The organism is Georgenia ruanii (assembly GCF_009193175.1).
Lineage (GTDB): Bacteria > Actinomycetota > Actinomycetes > Actinomycetales > Actinomycetaceae > Georgenia > Georgenia ruanii.
Genome location: NZ_VUKE01000002.1, coordinates 257,153 through 277,829, shown reverse-complemented (window position 1 = coordinate 277,829; position 20,677 = coordinate 257,153). Strand labels below are relative to the sequence as shown.

The window sequence follows — 20,677 nt, the reverse complement described above, 5'->3', positions numbered from 1 at the left end:
GGCGCGGAAGTATGTGGCCCGGCACCATCGAGCCGGCACGGCCCCGTCCGTAGGTTTTCGCCATGATCCAGGACAACGGTGTCGACCTGCAGGGCAGGCGGGCGGTCGTGACGGGCGCCGCGAGCGGGATCGGCGCCGCCGTCGCGCGCCGCCTCGCCGCGGCCGGGGCCCACGTCGTCGTGTGCGACCGCGACGCGGCGGGGGCGCGGGCGCTGGCCGAGGAGATCGGCGGGGAGCCGTGGGCGGTGGACCTCGCCCGGACCGAGGACCTGGCGGACCTCCGCCTCGACGCGGACGTCCTCGTCAACAACGCCGGGGTCCAGCACGTGGCCCCGGTGCACGAGTTCCCGCCCGAGCGCTTCGCCTTCATCCTGCGGCTCATGCTCGAGGCGCCCTTCCTCCTGGCGCGGGCGGCCCTCCCCCACATGTACGAGCGCGGCTGGGGCCGTCTCGTGCACGTCTCGAGCGCGCACGGGCTGCGGGCCAGCGCCTTCAAGTCGGCCTACGTCTCGGCCAAGCACGGCCTGGAGGGCCTGTCCAAGGTCCTCTCCCTCGAGGGCGCGCCGCACGGGGTGACCAGCAACTGCGTCAACCCCGGGTACGTGCGCACCCCGCTGGTCGAGCAGCAGGTCAGCGACCAGGCGCGGGTGCACGGCATCTCCGAGGAGGAGGTGCTCAGCACGGTCATGCTGCAGAACTCCGCGATCAAGCGCCTGCTGGAGCCCGAGGAGGTGGCCGCGGCCGTCGTCTACCTGTGCTCGCCGGACGCGGCGTTCATCACCGGCACCAACCTCGTGCTCGACGGCGGCTGGTCGGCGCGCTGAATGGCCCCGGGCACCGCGCCGGGCGGCGTCGAGCGCGCCGGCGAGTCCCGCCGGCCGGCGCCGCCGCCGTCGGCGCGCCCCATGCCCGCCGGGACGCGCGGCGCGCCGCTGCCCGCCACCCGTGCCCGCGCCACGCCCGAGTCCGGAACAATGTGGCCCGTGGCCACACTGGAGTACCTCGAGCTGTTGGCGCGCGACGCCGCCCCGGTGGAGTTCGAGGGTCCGGTGCTGGCGGCGCGCGCGGCGGGCGCCGACCCGGCGACCCTGGCCACCCTCGAGCGCGCCAAGGTCCTCGCGCTGCAGGTGCGCGGGGTGCTCGAGAGCCGGCGGCGCCGGGAGAGCGAGCTGGCCGCGCTGTACGAGACGGCCGCGGCGCTGGCCGCGCTCACAGACGTCGACGAGGTGCTCGCGGCGATCGTGCACCGGGTGCGGCTGCTGCTGCACAGCGACGTCGCCTACCTCTCCCTCAACGACGAGGAGGCCGGCGACACCTACATGCGGGTGACCGACGGCGCGACGTCGGCCCTCTTCCGCGCGGTGCGCCTGCCGCTCGGCGCCGGCCTGGGCGGCCTGGTGGCCCAGACCGCGACGCCGTACGCCACCCCGAGCTACTTCGAGGACGCCCGGTTCGACCACACCAGCGGCATCGACGACGCCGTCGCCGACGAGGGCCTGAAGTCCATCGTCGGGGTGCCGCTGCTGCTGGGCCGGCGGGTCATCGGCGTCCTCTATGCCGCCAACCGCACCGTGCGCCCGTTCGGCCGCGACGACATCGCCCTGCTCGTCTCCTTCGCCGCCCACGCGGCCATCGCCATCGACAACGCCCGCCTGCTCGCCGAGACCCAGCAGGCGCTGCACGACCTGCGCGTGGCCGGCGAGCTGCTCCAGGCGCGCACCCTCAGCGTCGAACGGGCCGCCGACGCCCACGACCGCCTCACCGCGCTGGTGCTCCAGGGCGGGGACGTCGAGGACGTCGCCCGCGAGCTGCGCGCCGTCCTCGGCGGCGAGGTGCGCATGGTCGACCCCGCCGGGCACGTGCTGGCCTGCACCGACCCCGGCGCCGCGGCGCCGGACGGCGAGGCGGCGCTGCTCGCGGGCATCTCGCCCGCCAGCCGGACCGCCCTCGCCCCGGGCCTGTGCGCCGCGCCCGTGGCGGCCGGCGCCGACCACCTCGGCACCCTCGTGCTGCGCCGCGCGGAGCCGCTGGACGAGGCCGACCGGCGCATCCTCGAGCGCGCCGCCCTCGTCACCGCGCTGCTGCTGCTCTTCCGGCGCAGCCTCGCCGAGACGGAGGGCCGGCTGCGCGGCGAGCTGCTCCTCGACGTCCTCGCCGAGGACGAGCGCGACCCCGAGGTGCTGCGCGAGCGGGCCCGCCTCGTCGGCGCCGACCTCGACGCCCCGCACGCCGTCGTCGTCGCCGAGATCGCCGGGGACCGCACCCGGGCGGCGCAGGCGGCCGAGTTCCTCGCCTCGCGCCACCACGGGCTCTCCGCCGTCCACCAGGGCCGCCTCGTGCTCGTCCTGCCCGGGCTGGAGCCGCGCGCCGCCGCGCGGCTCGCCGGCGAGGAGGTCGGGCACGCCGTCGGGCGCCGGCTCACCGCCGGCGCCGCCGGCCCGGCGGTGGGCACCACCGGCATCACCGCCGCGCACGCCGAGGCGGCCCGCTGCCTGGCCACGCTGCTGGCGCTGGGGCGCACGGGAGACGTCGCCGAGGCCGGGGACCTCGGGTTCGTCGGGCTGCTGCTCGGCGAGCGCCGCGACGTCGGCGCCTACGTCCGCTCCGTGCTGGGCCCGGTGCTCGACTACGACGCCGAACGCGGCACCGCGCTGGCCCGCACCCTCCAGACCTACTTCGCGCAGGGGTCGAACCTCAGCCGCACCGGCGCGGCCCTGCACGTCCACGCCAACACCGTCACCCAGCGCCTCGACCGCATCACCCAGCTCCTCGGCGCGGGGTGGAACGAGCCCGCGCGGCTCCTCGAGGTCCAGCTGGCGCTGCGGCTGGCGGACCTGCTGCGGCCCTGAGGCCCGGACGCGAACGGCAGCCTGCGGCACGAGCGGCCGCTCAAGGCGTGATCGGGGCCCGCGGTCGGCGCACCGAGCGGGCAGCACGCAGACGCGCGGGTCCGGGACCGCCTCGGTCCCGGACCCGCCCGCACGCCGCGCCCCCGCGCTGCCAGCCGACGCCGGCGCCGCGCTACTCGCGCCGGCGGGCCAGCAGGTGCCGCGCCGTGCCCCACACCCCACGCCGGAACAGGAGCACGACGACGACGAACACCGCGCCGGTGATGGTGCCGGTCCCCTCGAACCCGGAGGAGGCGAGCTGGTCCTCCAGGGTGATGATGATCGCCGCGCCGACGACGCCGCCCCACAGGGTGCCGATGCCGCCCAGGACCGTGATGAGCACCACCTTCCCCGACGTGGTCCAGTTGACCTCCTGCAGGGAGACGAACCCGTGGCTGATCGCGTACAGGCCGCCCGCCAGACCTGCCAGCCCGGCGGAGAGGACGAACGCGGCGACCTTGTACTTGTCGACGTCGTAGCCCAGGGCCCGCGCCCGCGGGGCGTTGTCGCGGATGGAGACGAGTACCCGCCCGAAGGGCGAGTGCACGATCCGCCAGGCGAACCACAGCCCCGCCACGACGATCGGCAGGGCCGCGTAGTAGAAGTAGAACGAGTCGGTCTCCACCGCCTCGATGCCGAAGAACGACGTGGGCACCGACTGCAGCCCGTTCTCCCCGCCGGTGACCTTGCCCCCCTGGTTGACGACGAAGAACACCATCTGGGCGAAGGCCAGCGTGACCATGGCGAAGTAGATCCCGGACCGGCGCACCGACAGGTAGCCCACGGGCAGCGCGAGGACCATGGCCGCGAGCGCGCCGGCGAGCACCGCCAGCGGGAAGGGGACGCCCGCCTTCAGCGCGACGAGCCCGGTGACGTAGGCGGACCCGCCCCAGAAGGCGGCGTGACCGAAGGAGAGCAACCCGCCATAGCCGAGCAGGATGTCCAGGGCGACGGCGAACAGCGCCCAGCAGGCGATGTCCATCGCCACCGGCGGGTAGATCACCCAGGGCAGCGTGAGGGCGACGACGAGCCCCGCGGCGAGCAGCGCCCAGCGCTGCCACGGGCGGCGGGCGACGCTCGCCTCCACCTCGACGGTCGTCTCGGGGAGCACGGCGGACTGGGTCATGCCATCTCCTCCCGTCCGAAGAGGCCGGCCGGGCGCACGAGCACCACGGCGGCCATGAGCACGAAGATCACGAGCTGGGAGAACTTCTCGATGTAGGCCTGCCCGAAGGCCTCGGCCAGCCCGACGACGAAGCCGGCGACGACGGCACCCACGATGGATCCGAGCCCGCCGATGACCACCACCGCGAAGAGGATGATGATGAAGCTCGACCCCATGTCCGCGGTGATCGCGCGGAAGGGTGCGGCCAGCACCCCGGCCAGGCCGGCGAGGGCGATGCCGAAGCCGAACACCGGGGTCACCCACCGGCCGACGTTGACGCCGAGGGCCTGGGCCAGGTCGGACCGCTCGGTGGAGGCCCGCACGATCATCCCGATCCGGGTGCGGGTCATGACGAGCCATACCGCCAGGCACACGAGCACCGAGAAGAGGAAGACGAAGACCTGGTAGGTGGGCAGCCGCAGGCTCCCGAGCACGAGCTGCCCGCCCAAGACCTCCGGGCGGGTGTACGGCAGTCCCGACACGCCGTACTGGCGCTTGACCAGGTCGACCAGGACCAGCGCCAGCCCGAAGGTGAGCAGGAAGTTGTACAGCGGGTCCAGCGCCAGCAGCCAGCGCACGAAGAGGCGCTCCATGAGCACCCCGAACACGAAGAGCAGGGCCGGCACCACGAGCAGCGCCCACCAGAAGCTCAACCCCAGGAGGTCCTGGAGGACCGCGGCGGCGACGGCGCCGAGCATGTAGCAGGCGCCGTGGGCGAAGTTCACCACGCCCAGCACACCGAAGATGACGGCCAGCCCCAGCGCGGCGAGGGCGTAGAAGCTGCCCGCCGATAGGCCCTGGACCGTGTACTGCAGGATCTCGTTCATCGTCCCCTCACCTCTCCCGGTGTGCCGGGCGCCCGGGCGCCCGGCACAGCGCAGTTGGTCAGCCGAGCTTGCAGCCCGCGGCGGCGGAGTCGGCGACCGGCCGGAAGGCCTGCTCGGCGGGGATGGTGTTGAGGATCTTCTCGTAGTCCCAGTCCTCGGTGACCTCCGACGGCGCCTTGACCTCGGCGAGGTAGACGTCGTGGATGACGCGGTGGTCCTCGGCGCGGATCTTGCCGTTGCGCAGGAAGACGTCCTCGACCTCCTTGCCGTCGAGGTTCCCGACCACCTTGTCGGCGTCGTCGGTGCCGACGGCCTGGACGGCCTCGAGGTACTGCAGCGCGGCGGAGTAGTTGCCGGCGTGCGCGAAGGAGGGGCGGGAGCCGGTCTCCTCCTGGAAGCGGTCGGCCCACGCGCGGGACTCGTCGTCCATGTTCCAGTACCAGGCGTCGGTGAAGGTGGTGCCCTCGAACTGCTCGACGCCGAGGGAGTGGATGTCGGTGATGAACATCAGGCCGACGGCGAGGTTGATGCCCTGGTCGCGCAGGCCGGCCTCGTTGTACTGCTTGACGAGGTTGATGAGGTCGCCGCCGGCCTGCATGGTCCCGATGACATCCGGCTTCTCGGCCGCGGCGCGGGTGAGGAAGGTGGAGAAGTTGTCGTTGGGGAAGGGCGTGGCGATCTTGCCGGCGACGGTGCCCCCGGCGCCCTCGACGGCGGCGGTGAAGGACTTCTCCATGTCCTGGCCGAAGGCGTAGTCGGGATAGATGACCTGCCAGGTCTTCCCGCCGTTCTCGGTCACCGTCGTGCCGGTGCCGTTGGCGAGCTGGTAGGTGTCGTAGGCCCAGTGGTAGACGTACGGGCTGCACTGGGCGCCGGTCAGCTCGGTGGTGGCGGCGCCGATGTTGACGTGCAGCTTCTTGTGCGAGTCGGCCTGGCTGGCCACCGCCAGCGCCGCCGAGGAGGCCGGCACGTCGAGGATGATGTCGGCGCCTTGCCGCTCGTACATCTCCTGGGCCTTGGTGTTGGCGATCTCGGGCTTGTTCTGGTGGTCGGCCTGGACCACCTCGATGGTGTCGACCACGGCCTTGTCGCCGTACTTCTCCTTGTAGTCGGCGATGGCCATCTCCACCGCCTTGACGCTGTTGGGGCCGGAGAGGTCCTTGTAGACGCCGGACTGGTCGTTGAGCACGCCGATGACGACCTTGTCGTCGGTGAAGTCACCGCCGGCGCTGGCGGGGCCGCCCTGGGAACAGGCGGCCAGGAGGAGCGCTCCGGACATCAGGGTGGCGGCGCCACCCGCAAGCTTCTTGCTCATGGTCCTTCTCTCTGTGGTCGGTCGATGGGTCGATGGGCCGGTCGGTGCGTCGATGGGCCGGTCGGTGCGGTCGATGGGCCGGTCGGTGGGCCGGTCGGTGGGCCGGTCGGTGCGGTCGGCCGGTGGGTGCGGTCGGCCGGTGGATGGGGTCGGTCAGACGCCGAGGTGCTCGAGCAGCTCCGCCTCGCGGGCCTGGAACTCCTCGTTGCCCAGGTGGGCGACGATGCGTCCCTGGGCCAGGAGGTAGTGGCTGTCGGCGACCGTGGCGGCGAACTTCACGTTCTGCTCGATGAGCAGCACGGTCACGCCGGCGGCCTTGACCTCGCGGATGATCTCGCCGATGCGGTGGACGATCACCGGCGCGAGCCCCTCGGTGGGTTCATCGAGGAGGAGCAGCCGGGAGCCGGTGCGCAGCACCCGCGCGATCGCGAGCATCTGCTGCTCGCCGCCGGAGAGGGTGGTGCCCGCGGCCCGGCGCCGCTCGGCGAGCACGGGGAAGGCCTCGTAGACCTTCTCCAGCGGCCACGCCCGGTCGGAGACGACCGGCGGGAGCAGGAGGTTCTCCTCGACGTCGAGGCTGGCGTAGATGCCGCGGTCGTCCTGGACCCAGCCCAGGCCGAGCCGGGCGCGGCGGTGGGCCGGCAGGCCGGCCAGCTCCGTGCCGGCGAGGCGGACGCTGCCGGCGACGTGGCGGTGCAGCCCGATGAGGCTGCGCAACAAGGTGGTCTTGCCCGCGCCGTTGCGCCCGACGAGGGTGACCACCTCGCCCTCGGCGACGTCGAGGTCGACGCCGTCGAGCGCCTGCGCCTCGCCGTACCAGGCCTTCAGGCCGCGGACCTCAAGCATGGCTGGCCTCCCCCAGGTAGGCGGCGACGACCCGGGGGTCGGCGCGAACCTCGTCGTAGGTGCCCTCGGCGAGGACCTTCCCCTGCTGGAGCACCGTCACCCGGTCGGCGAGGCTGCCGACCACGTGCATGTTGTGGTCGACGAAGACCACCGTGCGGCCCTCGGCGATCCGCCGGACGAGCTCGATCGTGCGGTGGACGTCCTCGATGCCCATGCCCGCCGTCGGCTCGTCGAGCAGGAGCACCTTGGGCTCGAGCGCCAGCACGATGGCCATCTCCAGGGCGCGCTTCTGCCCGTAGGCGAGCAGCCCGGCCGGCTTCTCGGCGAGGTCGGCGAGCCCGACGAGGTCGAGCAGCTCCCCCGCCCGGCCGGCGAAGCGGCCCAGCAGCTTCTCCGAGCGCCAGAACTTCGCGCCCTGACCGGTGCGGCTCTGCAGCGCCAGCTCGACGTGCTCGCGCGGGTTGAGGTTCTCGAACAGGCTGGTGATCTGGAACGACCGGGCCACGCCCTTGTGGGCGATCTGCTCGGGCTGCAGGCCGGTCACGTCCTCACCGAAGACGGTGATGGAGCCGGCGGTGGGCCTGAGGAAGCCGGTGAGCAGGTTGAACAACGTGGTCTTGCCGGCTCCGTTGGGACCGACGAGCGCATGCACGCTGCCCGCGGCCACCTCGAGGTCGACGGCGCTGACCGCCCGGAACCCCCGGAACTCCTTGGACAGCCCGCTTGCCTGCAGCGCCGCACCGGTGCTCGACGTCACGCGTTCCTCCCTGGCTTCGTTGCCGGCCCCACCGGGCACGGCGAGGCATGGGGAACGTTAGAAACAGGCCCGGAGTCGGGCCATGTGGTCGATCACCACAAAGCCCACGAGCGGAATGTCCGCCTCACCCACCTTCCGGACGATTGCCCTCCGCAGAGGCGGGGCGCGGAGGTGGACGCCGCGGTGGCCTCCGCCGGACCGGATGTGTGGGGGCGCACCAGCGGGGGCGGGTCTCGGGTGGCACCGTCGCCGACGTGGCGCCGTCGTCGAAGTGGCGCGAGGTGACGCCGTCGTCGAGGTGGCGCGAGGTAACGCCGTCGTCGAGCGGCGCGCGCGAGTGAAGGAGCGTCGAGGGCGCTCGTCAGCAGAGCGCGGCGACGTCGACGGCGCCGTGCTCCTTGAGCCAGGTCAGCGGGTCGAGTGTGGTCTTGTCGTCGGCGGCGTGGATCTCGAGGTGCAGGTGCGGACCGGTGGAGTTGCCGTTGCTGCCGACCTCGGCGATGACGTCCCCGGCGCGGACCTGCTGGCCCTCCCGGACGTGGATGCCGTTGGGGTACATGTGGACGTACCAACTGTAGAAGGTCTGGCCGCCGATCTCGTGCTTGAGGACGACGAGCATGCTCGAGCGGCCGTCCTTGCCCACCCCGACGTAGTCGACGGTGCCGTCGGCGACGGCGTGGATGGCGGTGCCCAGCGGGGCGGAGAAGTCCTCGCCCAGGTGCATGCTGTAGCCGGTGAACGGGCTGTTGCGGTAGCCGTAGGAGGACGACAGGCGGTAGGCGCCGGCCGCGACCGGCATGACCACCTGTGTCTCGCGCTCGGTCACCGCGGCGCGCACGCCGTTCGCGCCGTCAGGGGTGCACGTGAGGGCGTCGCGGTCGTCCGCCCGGGAGGCTTGCAGCGCGGCGGCGCGGCTGGCCGCGCCGGGGTCGGCGAGCAGGCTGGCCGGCGCGGCGGCCAGCGCGGTGGCGGCGGACTGGGCGTCCAGCAGGTCGAGCAGGCTGGCCTCGGTGTCGACCGCGGTCAGCGCCTGCGCCGAGGAGGCCTCGTCCGGCCCGGCCAGCCCGGTCAGCGGCGCCACGATGGTCAGCGCCCCGAGGGCGCCGAGGACGGCGGCGCGCGGTGCCCAGCCACGGGTGCGACCGTGCGTGACGGGGTGGGCGGCGTGCTCGCGCAGCGCCCGCCGGCTCGCGGCCGGGCGGGTGTGCGACTGGTGGATCAGCACCTCGGTAGGGGTGCGGTCGGCCCGCTCGGCGGACGGCGCCGACCCGGCGGTGAGCTCCTGCTCCCCAACCGGCGGCGCTCCGGCGTCCGCGGGGTCCGGCCGGCTGACCGCCTCCTGCCCGGCGCGGCGGGCGGCGGCGCGGGTGCGGACGGCCTGCGCGGGCGCCGGCGGCGCACCGGCCGGCGTCGGGGCGGCGGCGGCGTGCGGGGCGTCGGCGGCGGCCGCCTCGGCGGGTGTACCGGCGGCAGCCACGGCGGGGGCGGCAGCGACAGCCTCGTGGCCCGCGCCCGCGGCGGCCCGGGCGCGCTCGGCCGCCCGGAGGCTGCTGCGGGTCGGGAACGGCGTCGCGGCGGCGGCCGCGGCCGGGGCCGGGGCCGGCGTAGAGGCCGGCGCGGGCGCGGCGGCCTCCCGGGCGCGTTCCGCCTCACGGATCTGTCGACGGGTCAGCGGTGCCTGTGGTGCGGGCACAGCAGGACCTGACATTCGTACGACCTCCGGAGGGAACTCGGCCGGAGGCCGAGCGGAACTACGGTCGGGGCGAGCCCCGAGGGGTGGCTTGTCACGGAACAGTAACGGACGACAAACATGTGAGTCCAAAACCTGTGCACAACCGAGCCAGGGCGCTGACAAGCCCGCCACCTGGAGCTTTACCCGGACAACCGCAAAGGACGACATCGGTCCCGAATGTGTGGTGCACGTCACATCCACGGTCGGCCGCCGCGAAACGACGACCCGCGGTCAGCCGCGGGACTGCTCCCGCTGCATCGAGTCGCGCACCTCGCCGACGAGCTCTTCGAGGATGTCCTCGAGGAACACGACGCCCACGACGGCGCCGTCGTCGACCACGGACGCCAGGTGCGCCCCGGAGCGCTGCATCGCCCCGAGCGCGTCCTCGACCTCGTCCGCCGGCGCCACCGACGCCAGCGCCCGCACCCGCCAGGAGGGCACCGGGCGGGCGCGCGCATCGTCGTCGGCGTAGAGGACGTCCTTGACGTGCAGGTACCCGGCCAGCTCGCCCGCCTCGCCGACCAGCGGGAAGCGGGAGTAGCCGGTGCGGGCCACCTCCCGCTCGACCTCCTCGGGGGTGCAGCCCAGCGGCAGGGTCACCAGCGAGGCCAGCGGGACCATGACCCGGGAGGCGGTCTCCGCGGAGAACTCCAGCGCCCCGGTGAGCAGCCCGAGGTCGTCCTGGAGCACCCCCTCGGCCCGCGAGCGCTCGACGATCGCGCCCACCTCCTCGGCGGTGAAGGCCGAGGCGACCTCGTCCTTCGGCTCGACGCCGACGAGGCGCAGGAAGACGTTGGCGAACCAGTTGAGGCCGGCGATCACCGGGTGGAGCACCTTCGACAGCGCGACGAGCGGCGGGGCGAGCAGCAGCGCCGCGCGCTCCGGGGAGGTCACCGACAGGTTCTTGGGCACCATCTCGCCGATCACCACGTGCAGGTACACGACGAGGGCCAGGGCGAGGGTGAAGCCGACGACGTGCGAGGCGCCGGCGGGCAGGCCGACCGCCACCAGCGGCGCCTCGACCAGGCCGGCGATGGCCGGCTCGGCGACGGCGCCCAGCCCGGTGGAGCACAAGGTCACCCCGAGCTGCGCGCAGGCGAGCATGAGGGTGACGTTCTCCATCGCGTACAGCACGGTGCGCGCCGCCCGCGAGCGCTCGGCCAGCGGCTCGACCCGGCTGCGGCGGGCGGACATGACGGCGAACTCGGCGCCGACGAAGAAGGCGTTGCCGGCAAGCAGCAGCAGGCCCACGAGCAGGGCGGTGGAGGTGCTCATGCCGCCTCCGGCCACACCCGCAGGCGGTCGACCCGACGGCCGTCCATCTGCTCGACGTGCAGGACGGCGCCGGCCACCCGGACCTCGTCCCCGGCGCGCGGCACGCGCCCGAGCCGGTCCATCACGAGCCCGCCGAGGGTCTCGTACGGGCCGTCGTCGGGCACCCACAGCCCGGTCTTGTGGCCGAGCTCGTCGGGGCGCAGCACGCCGGGGACCACCCAGGTCCCGCCCGGCCCGGCGTGCACCCCGGAGCGGCGGCGGTCGTGCTCGTCGGCGACGTCGCCGACGATCTCCTCGACGACGTCCTCGAGGGTGACCACGCCGGAGGTGCCGCCGTACTCGTCGACCACGACGGCCATCTGCAGCCCGGAGTCGCGCAGCTGGACCAGCAGGGGGGCCAGGGCGAGGGTCTCGGGCACCCGCGGGGCGGGGACCGTGAGGGACGACGACGCCACCGGCACCTCGCCGCGCCGCTCGTACGGCACGGCGATGGCCCGGCGCAGGTGGACGAGCCCGACGATGTCGTCGCTGTCGTCGCCGATGACCGGGAAGCGGGAGTGGCCCGTGGCGCGGGCGAGGGCGACGACGTCCGCCGCGCTCTGGGCGCGGGTGAGGGTGTGCAGCCGCGTGCGGTCGGTCATGACGTCCACCGCCGTCAGCGCGCCCAGCCCGATGGAGCGGGTGAGCAGGGTGGCGGTGGAGACGTCGAGGGTGCCCTGCTCGGCGGAGCGGCGCACGAGCGCGGCGAGCTCGGAGGCGGAGCGGCCGCCGGAGAGCTCCTCGGCCGCCTCGACGCCGAAGCGGCGCAGGATCGCGTTGGCGGAGTCGTTGAGCGCGGTGATGAGCGGGCGCAGCGCGCGGGTGAACCCGGCCTGCACGGGCGCGACGAGGCCGGCGGTGGCGAGGGGGTCGGCCAGCGCGAGGTTCTTGGGCACCAGCTCGCCGAAGACCATCGAGAAGGTGTTGACCGCGACCAGCGAGAGCACGACGGCGGTGGCGGTCGCCGCGGCCTGGGCGAGCCCGGCGTCGCCCAGCGGGCCGACGAGCAGGGCGGCCAGCGCCGACTGGGTGGTGTAGCCGAGCAGGATGGTGGTGAGCGTGATGCCCACCTGGGCGCCGGAGAGCTCCAGGGACAGCCGCTTGAGGGCCCGGCTCACCCGGGCGGCGCGCCGGTCCCCGGCCGCGGCCCGGCCCTCGACGGTGCCCGGGTCGAGCGCGACGAGGGCGAACTCCGCGGCGACGAACACGGCGGTGCCGGCGGTGAGGACGACGCCGAGCAGGACGAGCAACCACTCGGTCAGCACGCCGCACCCCCGGGCGGGAGGGCGGCAGCGCGGCGCGCGGGGCGGCCGGCGGTCGGGGCGGCGGGTCGGGCGGGATCAGGAGGGTCGCAATGTCGACCGCGGCGGGAGCGTCGCATGGTGAGGGAGATTCTACGAGGGCGGGCAGCCCCGGCACGGGAGGTCCCGTCGTCCAGGTCCCGCGCGGGCCGGTGTGCCACGCTTCGGCCCATGAGCACAGCGCCGCAGGGACCGGTCACGCCGGCGGTCCTCGTCGTCGAGGACGAGCCGGACATCGCCACCCAGATCGCCCACCGTCTCGAGGCCGAGGGCTGGCGGGTCCACCTGGCGGTGGACGGCCCGGCCGCCCTCGCCGCCGCGCGGTCGGCGGCGCCCGACGTCGTCGTCCTCGACGTCATGCTCCCGGGGCTGGACGGGCTGGAGGTGTGCCGGCGCATCCAGGCCGAGCGGGCGGTGCCGGTGCTCATGCTCACCGCCCGCGACGACGAGGCCGACATGCTCGCGGGCCTGGGCGTGGGCGCCGACGACTACATGACCAAGCCCTTCTCCATGCGCGAGCTCGTCGCCCGCCTCAAGGCGCTGCTGCGCCGGGTGGAGCGGGAGCGCACGCGCGCCGAGGCCGGGCCGGACCCCCGCACCCCGCTCGTCCTGGGCGACCTCGTCATCGACACCGACCAGCACCGCGTCGCCCGCGGGGGCCGCGAGGCGCACCTCACGCCGACGGAGTTCGAGCTGCTGGTGTGCCTGGCCCGGCGCCCGCGCAGCGTGCTCAGCCGCGAGCAGCTCCTCGAGGAGGTGTGGGACTGGGTCGACGCCTCGGGCACCCGCACGGTGGACTCCCACGTCAAGGCGCTGCGCCGCAAGCTCGGCGCCGACCTCGTGCGCACCGTCCACGGCGTCGGCTACGCCCTGGAGCCGACCCGGCCGGCCCCCGTCCGCGATGCGTGAGGGCGTGGGCCGGCTGGTGCCGCGCCCGCTGGACCGGCTGCGGTCCATCAAGACCAAGCTCGGCGTGCTCGTCGCCGCCACGGTGAGCGCGGCGGCGTTCCTCACGTGGATCGGGCTGTACCACCACCTGGGGCCCTCGCGGACGTTCCCGCTGGCCATCGTCGGCGCGCTCGTGCTCACCCAGGTCCTGGCCCGGGGCATGACCTCCCCGCTGCGCGAGATGACGGCGGCCGCGCGGGCGATGGCGCGCGGGGACTACTCCCGGCGCGTGCGGGCCACCAGCCGTGACGAGGTCGGTCAGCTCGCCGAGGCGTTCAACTCCATGGCGGACGACCTGGCCTCCGAGGACCGGCTGCGCCGCGAGATGGTCGCCAACGTCTCGCACGAGCTGCGCACCCCGGTGGCGGCCCTGCGTGCGCAGCTGGAGAACATGGTCGACGGCGTCGTGCCCGCCGACGCCGCCACGCTGGGCGCCGCCCTGGCCCAGACCGAGCGGCTGGGCGAGCTGGTCACCTACCTGCTGGACCTGTCCCGGCTGGAGGCGGGCGCGGTCGGCCTGGACCTCGCCGACCTCGCGGTGCGCGAGCTCGTCGACGACGTGGTCGAGCAGGTCGCCGGCGCGGCCCGGGCCGCGGGCCGGGACGTGCGCTGGCGCGTCCAGGTCACCCCGCCGGACCTGCGGGTGCGCGCCGACGCCGCGCGGCTGTCGCAGGTGCTGGCCAACCTCCTGCACAACGCCGCCCGGCACACCCCGCCCGGCTCCGAGGTCACGGTGCGCGCCGGGCTCGGCGCCCGGCGCCAGGACGTGGTCATCGACGTCGTGGACCAGGGCGACGGCGTCCCCGCCGCCGAGCGCGAACGCATCTTCGGCCGCTTCCAGCGCGGCAGCACCACGGGCACCGGGCCGGCCACCGGCGGCACCGGGCTGGGGCTCGCCATCGCCCGGTGGGCGGTCTCCCTGCACGGGGGCACCATCGCCGTCGTCGACTCCGCGCCGGGCGAGGGCGCGACGATCCGGGTGCGGCTGCCCGCGCGGGGCCCGCGGGCGGACCGGCAGGGCTGACGCGCCGAGCCCGGCGGGGCCGACCGACCGCCCACACCGACCCCGGACCAAGGTCCTAGTCACTTGTGACGACGGCTTGACCCCCGCTTGGTCCCGCCCCCGCACTGCCCCCCGAGAGCGCCCGAAAACCCCTGGAAGCGGGCCGTCGATGCGAGGTCCGGAGCGCAGATCGCCTAGGGTTGTAGGGATCTTCGTCACACCCCCTGGAAGAGGGCGATCTCCGAGTGTCCACGCAGGAACACCACGACCCCATGGCTGCTTTCGGCGCCAACGAATGGCTCATCGAGGAGCTCTACGAGAAGTACCGCAAGGACAAGAAGTCCGTCGATCCCGCGTGGTGGGATTTCTTCGAGGACTACGACGGCGGCGGCAACGGCGGCACTGCCACCACCACCTCCCCCGCCCGTCAGGCCCCGGCCGCGCCGCCGGCGAGCCGGCCGGCCCCCGGCGACCCCGGTGCCCCGGCCGACGCGGCGCCGGTCAGCCGCCCGGACGCCGCGGTCACCCGCGAGCCCGGCCTGCACGTCGACGCCCGGTCCCAGCAGCCGGCCACCGAGACCGTGCGGGCCGACCTGCCGCCGGCCCCGCCGGTGGCCGCCCAGCCGCCGACGTCGCCCTACGCCGAGCGGCTCGCCGCGACCCGGGCCGCGGCGGTGCACCCCGAGACCCAGGACGAGACGGTCAAGCTGCGCGGCGTCGCCGCCCGCACCGTGCAGAACATGGAGACCAGCCTCGAGGTGCCGGTCGCCACGTCCGTGCGGGCCGTGCCGGCCAAGGTGATGATCGACAACCGGATCGTCATCAACAACCACCTGGCGCGCTCGCGCGGCGGGAAGATCTCCTTCACGCACCTCATCGGCTTCGCCATGGTCGAGGCGCTGGCCGAGATGCCGGACATGAACTACTCCTACGCGCAGACCGAGGACGGCAAGCCGGCCGTCTTCCAGCCCGCGCACGTCAACTTCGGCCTGGCCATCGACCTGCCCAAGCCGGATGGCACCCGCTCCCTCGTGGTGCCCTCCGTCAAGGCCGCCGACGAGATGGACTTCGCCCAGTTCTGGGCCGGGTACGAGGACCTCGTCCGCAAGGCGCGCAACAACAAGCTGACGCTGGAGGACTACGCCGGGACGACGATCTCGCTGACCAACCCCGGCGGCATCGGCACCGTGCACTCCATCCCGCGCCTCATGAAGGGCCAGGGGACGATCATCGGCGTCGGCGCGATGAACTACCCGGCCGAGTTCGCCGGGTCCTCCCCCGCCACGCTCGCGCGGCTGGGCGTCTCGAAGGTCCTCACCCTCACCTCGACCTACGACCACCGCATCATCCAGGGCGCGGCGTCGGGCGAGTTCCTCAAGATCATCGAGACCAAGCTGCTCGGCACCGACGGCTTCTACGACCGCGTCTTCACCTCGCTGCGCGTGCCCTACGAGCCCGTGCGCTGGATGCAGGACGTCGAGTACAGCCCGGACAACGAGCTGGGCAAGCCGGCGCGGATCGCGGAGATCATCCACGCCTACCGTTCCCGCGGGCACCTCATCGCCGACACCGACCCGCTGGCCTACCGTCAGCGCCGGCACCCGGACCTGGACATCACCAACTACGGGCTGACGCTGTGGGACCTCGAGCGCCAGTTCCCCACCGGCGGGTTCGGCCGCACCGCGCGCGCCAGCCTGCGCGACATCCTCAACCAGCTGCGCGACGCGTACTGCCGCACGGTCGGCATCGAGTACATGCACATCGCCGACCGCACCCAGCGCCAGTGGTTCCAGGACCGCCTGGAGCGGCCCTACGCCAAGCCGTCGAGCGAGCAGCAGCTGCAGATCCTCAAGAAGCTCGGCGCCGCCGAGGCGTTCGAGACCTTCCTGCAGACGAAGTACGTCGGCCAGAAGCGGTTCTCCCTCGAGGGCGGCGAGTCCCTCATCCCGCTGCTGGACGTGCTGCTCACCGGCGCCGCCCAGGAGGGCCTGGACGAGGTCGGGATCGCCATGGCCCACCGCGGCCGGCTCAACGTGCTGGCGAACATCGCGGGCAAGTCCTACCGGCAGATCTTCTCCGAGTTCGAGGGCAACCAGGACCCGCGCACGGTCCAGGGCTCCGGCGACGTGAAGTACCACCTCGGCACGGTCGGGAAGTTCACCGCGCCGGACGGGGTCGAGACCAAGGTCTACCTCGCCGCGAACCCCTCCCACCTCGAGGCCGCCGACGGCGTCATCGAGGGCGTGGTGCGCGCCAAGCAGGACCGGATCGACCTGGGCGAGCAGGGCTTCTCCGTCATGCCGGTGATGATCCACGGCGACGCCGCGTTCGCCGGCCAGGGCGTGGTGACCGAGACGCTGCAGCTGTCCCAGCTGCGCGGCTACCGCACCGGCGGCACGGTGCACATCATCGTCAACAACCAGATCGGCTTCACCACCGGCCCGTCGAGCTCGCGGTCGTCCTACTACGCCACCGACATCGTCAAGGGCCTGCAGATCCCGGTCTTCCACGTCAACGGGGACGACCCGGAGGCGGTGGCCCGGGTGGCGGAGCTGGCGTTCGAGTACCGCCAGCGCTTCCACAAGGACGTCGTCATCGACATGGTGTGCTACCGCCGCCGCGGGCACAACGAGGGCGACGACCCCTCGATGACCCAGCCGGTGATGTACTCCCTCATCGAGAACAAGCGCTCGGTGCGGGCCCTGTACACCGAGTCCCTCGTCGGCCGCGGCGACCTCACCGAGGAGCAGGCCAAGGCGGCCCTGCAGGACTACCAGCGCGAGCTCGAGCGGGCCTTCACCGAGACCCGCGAGGGCGGGTGGACCCCGCCGGAGTCGGGCGAGCAGGTCCAGGGGCTGGAGCGGCCCGAGTCCCAGCACGAGGACGCCGGGACGATGGTGGGCTGGCGCACCGCCGTGCCCGCCGAGGTCCTCGAGCGCATCGGCCAGGCGCACGTGCGCCCGCCGGAGGGCTTCGACGTCCACCCCAAGCTGCGCAAGCTCCTCGAGCGGCGCGAGCTGATGTCCCGCGAGGGCGGCATCGACTGGGGCTTCGGCGAGATCCTCGCCTTCGGCTCGCTGCTCATGGAGGGCACCCCGGTGCGCCTGGCCGGCCAGGACTCCCGCCGCGGCACCTTCACCCAGCGCCACGCCGTCCTCCACGACCACCGCACCGGTGACGAGTGGACCCCGCTGCTGTACCTCACCCCTGACCAGGCGAAGTTCTGGATCTACGACTCCTCGCTGAGCGAGTACGCGGCCATGGCCTTCGAGTACGGGTACTCGGTCGAGCGCCCGGACGCCCTGGTGCTGTGGGAGGCGCAGTTCGGCGACTTCGCCAACGGCGCGCAGATCGTCATCGACGAGTTCATCTCCTCCTCCGAGCAGAAGTGGGGCCAGCGCTCCTCCCTCGTGCTGCTGCTGCCGCACGGATACGAGGGGCAGGGCCCGGACCACTCCTCCGCCCGCATCGAGCGGTACCTGCAGCTGTGCGCGGAGGAGAACATGGTGGTGGCGCAGCCGTCGACGCCGGCCAACCACTTCCACCTGCTGCGCCGGCAGGCCTACGCCCGCCCGCGCAAGCCGCTGATCGTGTTCTCCCCCAAGCAGCTGCTGCGCCTGAAGGCCGCGGCGTCCGCGGTGGAGGACTTCACCGAGGGCACCTTCCGCCCGGTCATCGGCGAGGTGGAGCAGCGGGTGCGCGACGGCGCCGAGCAGGTCCGGCGCGTCCTGCTGTGCTCCGGCCGCGTCTACTACGACCTGGCCGCCCGCCGGCTCAAGGACGAAGACCCCACGGTCGCCATCGTCCGCCTCGAGCAGCTCTACCCGCTCGAGCACGGCCAGATCGCCGAGGAGCTGGCGAAGTTCCCGAACGCCGAGCTGGTGTGGGTCCAGGACGAGCCGGAGAACCAGGGGCCGTGGACCTACGTCTCGGACCACCTGCCGGGCGCGCTCGCCGGGCGGTCGCTGGGGGTGGTCTCCCGCCCGGAGGCGGCCTCACCGTCGACCGGGTCGCACAAGCGGCACGTGGAGGAGAACGGCGAGCTCATGGACCGGGCCTTCGCCCGCTGACCGCCAGAAGCGTCGTGAGATGTCATCTCCTCGCTGAGACAGCATCTCCGTGACCAGCGGAGGGCCGGGCCGGACGACATGTCCGGCCCGGCCCTTCGTCTGTCCGCGCCCGAGCACGCGCGCACCAAGGCCTCCTGCCGAGGCGACGTGGGGATGCCGGCTCGGAACCATGGTCCGTCGCCCGGCTTCAGCCGCGGATCGGTCTGGACACATTCCTCTTCGTCATCGTCTTCGCCGTCTTGAGCGACTCCGCCGAGAGCCGGTCGGCGCGATCACGCACGACCCTCCAGGCTCGGTCGCCGACACCGGGATGGTCGGACGGGGAGATCTCGTCCAGCGCCACCACGAGGCGCTCGAGGGTCTGCGCGACGATGCGCTGCGCTCGGCGCTCCGGGATCGGCCATGAGACCGCCTCGGCGACCAGGTCGGCGGCGGCGATGGCATCCATGTCGGACTTGCCGTTGATCTCGATCGCGCTGCGCCCGTCGTGGCCGCTGGGCTCGTGCATGTGCATGGCGCTGTCGTACACGGGCGCCACCTTGATCGAGCCGTCCGGGCGGCGCAGGAACGAGACGTTCTTGGCATGGAAGTCGACGTCGCCGACCGCATGCTTGAACGTCACCAGCCGCAGCAGCCCGTCCGGTTCGGAGAATGAGTCGGTGAGCACCGCTGCCAGCGCCCGCCACGAGGGCAGGTCGCGCCCGCCGCGCTGGAACTTCCGGTCCAGGTCCTCGGTGTTGAGCCCGAGCGCCTGTGCCCCATCCTCTTGATGGATGCGGCCGACCCCCTCCTCTGCCACCTTGCGGTCGAACCGCTCGACGACGATGGCCCGGGCCCCCGCGAACGACTCGATCCACGCACGCGGGGCCTCGAATCCGGCTCGGCGGGCCAGGTCGAGCACGGCGACCTCAGTGTCGATGACGTCAGCCGCCACGGTGTCGGGCCCGGCGCCGAGCTTGACGATGTGGGTCGACAACGCTCCGCCACCCGGAAGGGCCCAGCCCGCCGGCGTGAGCGTGAGACCCACCTTCGGTTGCAGACCCGGAAGCGACGTCCGGGATACACGCCCGTAGATGTCGGCCTTCACGTCCGGCGAGCTCGTCAGCAGCGCCCGGATGTCGCCCTCCGAGGCGGGGCGCAACTGGCCGGCTTCCTCCGGCTCGCCCGGCCGGCGGATGTCGAGGGCCCCGATCGTGTCGCGGCCGTAGTGGTACAGCAGGCCGAAAGGGTCATGTCGCCGATGTGGGTGCCGTACAGGTGCACCTCCAGGTGGCCGCGACTCACGCCTCGCCCCAGCGCGCTTCGAGGCGGACACCGAGCAGCCGGAGACAGCTGAACAGGCGAGTGACGTGCAGCGAGCTCTTGCCGCTCTCGAGCTGGGAGATGTACTGGCGGGAGACGCCCAGCTCGTCGGCGAACTCCTCTTGCGTCATCTCCGCCTCCAGCCGCGCATCGCGGATGATGCGGCCCAGGTCGGCAGGGGTGTGTACGGGACCATGCTTCACCGTGTCAGCATATCGTGACACTGGAGTCATGTCACGATAACGTGACGTTGGCGGATGTGTCGTGATATCCGTACATGCCGCAGGTCCCCAGCGTTCGACCCACCGCCCCCTGGCGGTTCGCTTCCAACGATCACCTGCCGGCGGCTCAGCACTGAGTCCCTGGTCGCCCCTCGCGCCCGCGGCGACAGGGACCGCTCATGGTGCGCCGGTCGCCCGACAGCACCCGTTCAGTTCTCGCCCGCCGTGCCGAGGCGGCCGCTCTCGCGGGCGATCTCACCCACACCGCCGCGCGGCGCCCCGCCTCCCGCGCCGCCACCGGGCAGGATGGGAGGACGACGGCGAAGGAGGGATCTTGGGCGACGCCCAGCTACGGATCTGCGTGATCGGGGACGAGCTCAGCGCCGGGATGGGTGACGCCCGGGCGCTCGGCTGGATGGGCCGGGTCATGGCCCGCACGCCCACGGAGGAGCCGGCCTTCGTCGCCCAGCTCCCCGTCCCGGGCGAGAACACCACCGAGCTCGCCGCCCGGTGGGAGACCGAGTGCATGCGCCGCTTCACCCCGATGGCGGACAACCGCCTCGTGCTCGGAATGGGCGCCACCGACCTCGAGGACGGCCTCTCCCTCGCCCGCTCCCGCCTCAACCTCGCCAACATCCTCGACGCCGCCTCCGCCTCCCGGGTCGGGTGCTTCGTCGTCGGCCCGCCCCCGCGCACGGATCTGGACGGCGAGGCGCTCGCCGCGCTGTCGGACGCCTTCGCGGACGTCTGCCAGCGCCGGCACGTGCCCTACGTCGAGACCTTCCAGCCGCTGCGCACCCACGAGCAGTGGAACGCGGACGTCGCCGCCTCCGACGGCGTCCACCCCGGCCAGGCGGGGTACGGCCTGCTCGCCTGGCTCGTGCTCCACAACGGCTGGCACGGCTGGCTCGGCCTGCCCGAAGACAGCTGACCCCGGGCTCCGGCCCGCCGGAGACAAGCGCACCCCGGGCTGCGGCCCGCCGGAGAC

Annotated in this window: 16 protein-coding genes; 6 read left to right on the top strand and 10 right to left on the bottom strand. The window is 73.4% G+C overall.

The window, feature by feature from the left end:
- Positions 1–62: 62 nt before the first annotated feature.
- Positions 63–824, top strand: coding sequence for a 3-hydroxybutyrate dehydrogenase (locus tag GD880_RS04250; protein WP_152230366.1), 762 nt, complete (start codon positions 63–65; stop codon positions 822–824).
- Positions 825–974: 150 nt separating this feature from the next.
- Entirely contained in the window at positions 975–2,849 is a 1,875-nt protein-coding gene (locus tag GD880_RS04245; protein WP_152230431.1) for a helix-turn-helix domain-containing protein, read from the top strand.
- Positions 2,850–3,021: 172 nt separating this feature from the next.
- Here the strand turns inward: GD880_RS04245 and GD880_RS04240 are convergent, their stop codons facing one another.
- The 8 genes from GD880_RS04240 to GD880_RS04205 all read right to left on the bottom strand — a co-directional run bounded on the left by GD880_RS04240 (position 3,022) and on the right by GD880_RS04205 (position 12,106).
- Positions 3,022–4,014 carry a branched-chain amino acid ABC transporter permease gene (locus tag GD880_RS04240; RefSeq protein WP_152230365.1) on the bottom strand — a complete coding sequence of 331 codons (993 nt, stop codon included), beginning with the start codon at positions 4,012–4,014 and terminating at the stop codon, positions 3,022–3,024.
- Complete coding sequence (locus GD880_RS04235) at positions 4,011–4,880, bottom strand: branched-chain amino acid ABC transporter permease (RefSeq protein WP_152230364.1); 870 nt, start codon at positions 4,878–4,880, stop codon at positions 4,011–4,013. The genes GD880_RS04240 and GD880_RS04235 overlap by 4 nt, the downstream gene beginning before the upstream one ends.
- A gap of 58 nt (positions 4,881–4,938) precedes the next feature.
- Positions 4,939–6,159 (bottom strand): ABC transporter substrate-binding protein, encoded by a 1,221-nt coding sequence (locus GD880_RS04230; RefSeq protein ID WP_452176731.1) that lies wholly within the window; start codon positions 6,157–6,159, stop codon positions 4,939–4,941.
- A gap of 189 nt (positions 6,160–6,348) precedes the next feature.
- Positions 6,349–7,041: an ABC transporter ATP-binding protein gene (locus GD880_RS04225; RefSeq protein ID WP_152230362.1), complete on the bottom strand. Its 693-nt coding sequence runs from the start codon at positions 7,039–7,041 to the stop codon at positions 6,349–6,351.
- A complete protein-coding gene (locus tag GD880_RS04220) occupies positions 7,034–7,798 on the bottom strand; it encodes an ABC transporter ATP-binding protein (RefSeq protein WP_152230361.1) in 765 nt (254 codons plus the stop codon). The genes GD880_RS04225 and GD880_RS04220 overlap by 8 nt, the downstream gene beginning before the upstream one ends.
- A 361-nt stretch (positions 7,799–8,159) precedes the next feature.
- Positions 8,160–9,491 (bottom strand): M23 family metallopeptidase, encoded by a 1,332-nt coding sequence (locus tag GD880_RS04215; protein WP_152230360.1) that lies wholly within the window; start codon positions 9,489–9,491, stop codon positions 8,160–8,162.
- 270 nt (positions 9,492–9,761) lie between these two features.
- Positions 9,762–10,805 (bottom strand): hemolysin family protein, encoded by a 1,044-nt coding sequence (locus GD880_RS04210; protein ID WP_152230359.1) that lies wholly within the window; start codon positions 10,803–10,805, stop codon positions 9,762–9,764.
- On the bottom strand, positions 10,802–12,106 hold the full coding sequence (locus GD880_RS04205; RefSeq protein WP_152230430.1) for a hemolysin family protein: 1,305 nt from the start codon (positions 12,104–12,106) through the stop codon (positions 10,802–10,804). Before GD880_RS04205 ends, GD880_RS04210 begins: the two co-directional genes overlap by 4 nt.
- Positions 12,107–12,316: 210 nt before the next feature.
- Between GD880_RS04205 and GD880_RS04200 the strand changes: the two genes are divergently transcribed.
- From GD880_RS04200 to GD880_RS04190, 3 genes are all read left to right on the top strand, one after another.
- Positions 12,317–13,054: a response regulator transcription factor gene (locus GD880_RS04200; protein ID WP_152230358.1), complete on the top strand. Its 738-nt coding sequence runs from the start codon at positions 12,317–12,319 to the stop codon at positions 13,052–13,054.
- Positions 13,047–14,117: a HAMP domain-containing sensor histidine kinase gene (locus GD880_RS04195; RefSeq protein WP_152230357.1), complete on the top strand. Its 1,071-nt coding sequence runs from the start codon at positions 13,047–13,049 to the stop codon at positions 14,115–14,117. Before GD880_RS04200 ends, GD880_RS04195 begins: the two co-directional genes overlap by 8 nt.
- Positions 14,118–14,341: 224 nt before the next feature.
- Positions 14,342–18,166: a multifunctional oxoglutarate decarboxylase/oxoglutarate dehydrogenase thiamine pyrophosphate-binding subunit/dihydrolipoyllysine-residue succinyltransferase subunit gene (locus GD880_RS04190; protein ID WP_152230356.1), complete on the top strand. Its 3,825-nt coding sequence runs from the start codon at positions 14,342–14,344 to the stop codon at positions 18,164–18,166.
- A 187-nt stretch (positions 18,167–18,353) separates the two neighbouring features.
- Here the strand turns inward: GD880_RS04190 and GD880_RS04185 are convergent, their stop codons facing one another.
- Positions 18,354–19,253, bottom strand: a complete 900-nt coding sequence (locus GD880_RS04185; protein WP_193314352.1) for a type II toxin-antitoxin system HipA family toxin — start codon at positions 19,251–19,253, stop codon at positions 18,354–18,356.
- Positions 19,254–19,446: 193 nt separating this feature from the next.
- Positions 19,447–19,671, bottom strand: a complete 225-nt coding sequence (locus GD880_RS04180; RefSeq protein ID WP_193314351.1) for a helix-turn-helix transcriptional regulator — start codon at positions 19,669–19,671, stop codon at positions 19,447–19,449.
- A 352-nt stretch (positions 19,672–20,023) separates the two neighbouring features.
- Between GD880_RS04180 and GD880_RS04175 the strand changes: the two genes are divergently transcribed.
- On the top strand, positions 20,024–20,620 hold the full coding sequence (locus tag GD880_RS04175) for a GDSL-type esterase/lipase family protein (protein WP_152230353.1): 597 nt from the start codon (positions 20,024–20,026) through the stop codon (positions 20,618–20,620).
- The last annotated feature ends 57 nt before the right edge of the window (positions 20,621–20,677 follow it).

What these genes read in the sequence shown, in the direction of transcription:
- GD880_RS04250 (WP_152230366.1), top strand. Translation starts at nt 63, where the DNA reads ATGATCCAGGACAACGGTGTCGACCTGCAGGGCAGGCGGGCGGTCGTG.
- GD880_RS04245 (WP_152230431.1), top strand. Translation starts at nt 975, where the DNA reads ATGTGGCCCGTGGCCACACTGGAGTACCTCGAGCTGTTGGCGCGCGAC.
- GD880_RS04240 (WP_152230365.1), bottom strand. Translation starts at nt 4,014, where the DNA reads ATGACCCAGTCCGCCGTGCTCCCCGAGACGACCGTCGAGGTGGAGGCG.
- GD880_RS04235 (WP_152230364.1), bottom strand. Translation starts at nt 4,880, where the DNA reads ATGAACGAGATCCTGCAGTACACGGTCCAGGGCCTATCGGCGGGCAGC.
- GD880_RS04230 (WP_452176731.1), bottom strand. Translation starts at nt 6,159, where the DNA reads ATGTCCGGAGCGCTCCTCCTGGCCGCCTGTTCCCAGGGCGGCCCCGCC.
- GD880_RS04225 (WP_152230362.1), bottom strand. Translation starts at nt 7,041, where the DNA reads ATGCTTGAGGTCCGCGGCCTGAAGGCCTGGTACGGCGAGGCGCAGGCG.
- GD880_RS04210 (WP_152230359.1), bottom strand. Translation starts at nt 10,805, where the DNA reads ATGAGCACCTCCACCGCCCTGCTCGTGGGCCTGCTGCTGCTTGCCGGC.
- GD880_RS04200 (WP_152230358.1), top strand. Translation starts at nt 12,317, where the DNA reads ATGAGCACAGCGCCGCAGGGACCGGTCACGCCGGCGGTCCTCGTCGTC.
- GD880_RS04195 (WP_152230357.1), top strand. Translation starts at nt 13,047, where the DNA reads ATGCGTGAGGGCGTGGGCCGGCTGGTGCCGCGCCCGCTGGACCGGCTG.